General features: G+C 65.2%; 1 protein-coding gene. It reads right to left on the bottom strand.

Annotated features, from left to right (window positions below):
* Nucleotides 1-121: 121 nt before the first annotated feature.
* Entirely contained in the window at nt 122-1,489 is a 1,368-nt protein-coding gene (locus ACPC54_RS41880; RefSeq protein ID WP_498972998.1) for an IS630 family transposase, read from the bottom strand.
* Nucleotides 1,490-1,645 lie beyond the last annotated feature (156 nt).

Genomic DNA, 1,645 nt, shown 5'->3' on the forward strand with positions numbered 1-1,645 from the left:
TCAGCCACGTGATCATTCTGACTGTCCGGTTGCCGCCAACGGCAACCGGACAGCATGCCGCAACGGGGCGAACGTTGCCTGATGCGGCACTAGTGTGCTGCGCCAGAAATCATGAGGGTAACTATTCCTCTGATGCTGGGGTGGGCTGGTTGATCTTGGTGAGGTAGTCGGCGAGGGATTTGAGAATCTCGTCGGCGGTCTTGGTCCAGGTGAACGGTCTCGGGTCCTGGTTCCAGGTGTCGATCCAGGCCTTGATGTCGTCTTCGAGGGCTTTGACAGAGGTGTGGACGCCTCGCCGGATCAGTTTGTCCGTCAGCAGTCCGAACCAGCGCTCGACCTGGTTGATCCAGGACGAGCCGGTGGGGGTGAAGTGCACGTGGAAGCGCGGGTGCCGTGCCAGCCAGGTCCTGATCTCGGCGGTGTTGTGGGTGGCGTAGTTGTCGCAGACCAGGTGCACCTCGAGCTCGGCCGGCACGGCCTTGTCTATCGTGACCAGGAACTTCTTGAACTCGATGGCACGGTGGCGGCGGTGCAGTTCGCTGATGACGGTGCCGTCGGCGATGTTGAATGCGGCGAACAGGCTGGTGATGCCGTGCCGCAGGTAGTCGTGGGTTCGGCGCTCGGGCATGCCCGGGATCATCGGAAGGACCGGCTGGGACCGGTCCAGGGCCTGGATCTGAGACTTCTCGTCCACACAGAGCACGACCGCCCTCTCGGGCGGGTTGTGGTACAGGCCGACGACGTCCACCACCTTGTCGACGAACTGCGGGTCGGTGGACAACTTGAAGCTGTCCTGCAGGTGAGGCTTGAGGTCGAACCTCTTCCAGATCCGTCCGACGGTCGACTTGGACAGGCCGGTGCGGGCGGCCATCGAGGCCCGCGACCAGTGTGTGTCCCGGCCCGGGGTGGACTCCAACGTGGCGACGATGACGTCCTCGACCTGGTCGAGCAGGATCGACGGCGGCCGGCCCGGCCGCGGCTCGTCCTGCAGGCCGTCCAGGCGGTCCGCGATGAAACGGGCCCGCCATCGCTCCACCGTCGACTCGTCAACACCCAGCTCCATCGCGGCCTGCCGGTTCGTCCCGCCCTGCGCGCACCGCAGCACGATCCGTGCCCGAAGGGCGAGGAACTGGGCGGTCTTCGCCCGCCTCGCCCAGCGCTCCAACTGGTCCCGCTCAGCGTCCCCCAGGACCAGGTCGGCCTTGGGCCGGCCGATACGGCCCTCGTCCCGCAAGCCCTTAAGCCCCTCGGCCGCGAACTTGCGACGCCATTTGCCCACCGTCTTGGCCTGGACGCCAACAAGCCGCCCCACAGTGGCATTCGGCATACCGTCAGCACACGCCAGAATGATCCGAGCCCGCTCCGCAGATCTCCGGTCCCACGACCCGACTCGACGCACCAACTCGGCACGCTCATCATCGGACAGCGTGATCACGACGGCAGAAGGCCCGGGATGCGACACCAGAAAAGGGTAGCAACTTACCCTCATGATTTCTGGCGCAGCACACTAGATGCTCGCAGCCTGTAAATCTGCTCAGCTCGGGCTGGGACGAGCGTGTCAGATAGTTCGTGTAAGTCCGTGATCTGGGAGGCTGGCCGGGGCCCGGCTGAGGGCTCTGGCCGGCCGGAACGGACAGGACATGGG

Source organism: Kitasatospora sp. NPDC094028 (assembly GCF_049543595.1).
GTDB lineage: Bacteria > Actinomycetota > Actinomycetes > Streptomycetales > Streptomycetaceae > Kitasatospora.

Coding starts and splice junctions, on each gene's coding strand:
- ACPC54_RS41880 (WP_498972998.1), bottom strand. CDS start 1,489: ATGAGGGTAAGTTGCTACCCTTTTCTGGTGTCGCATCCCGGGCCTTCT.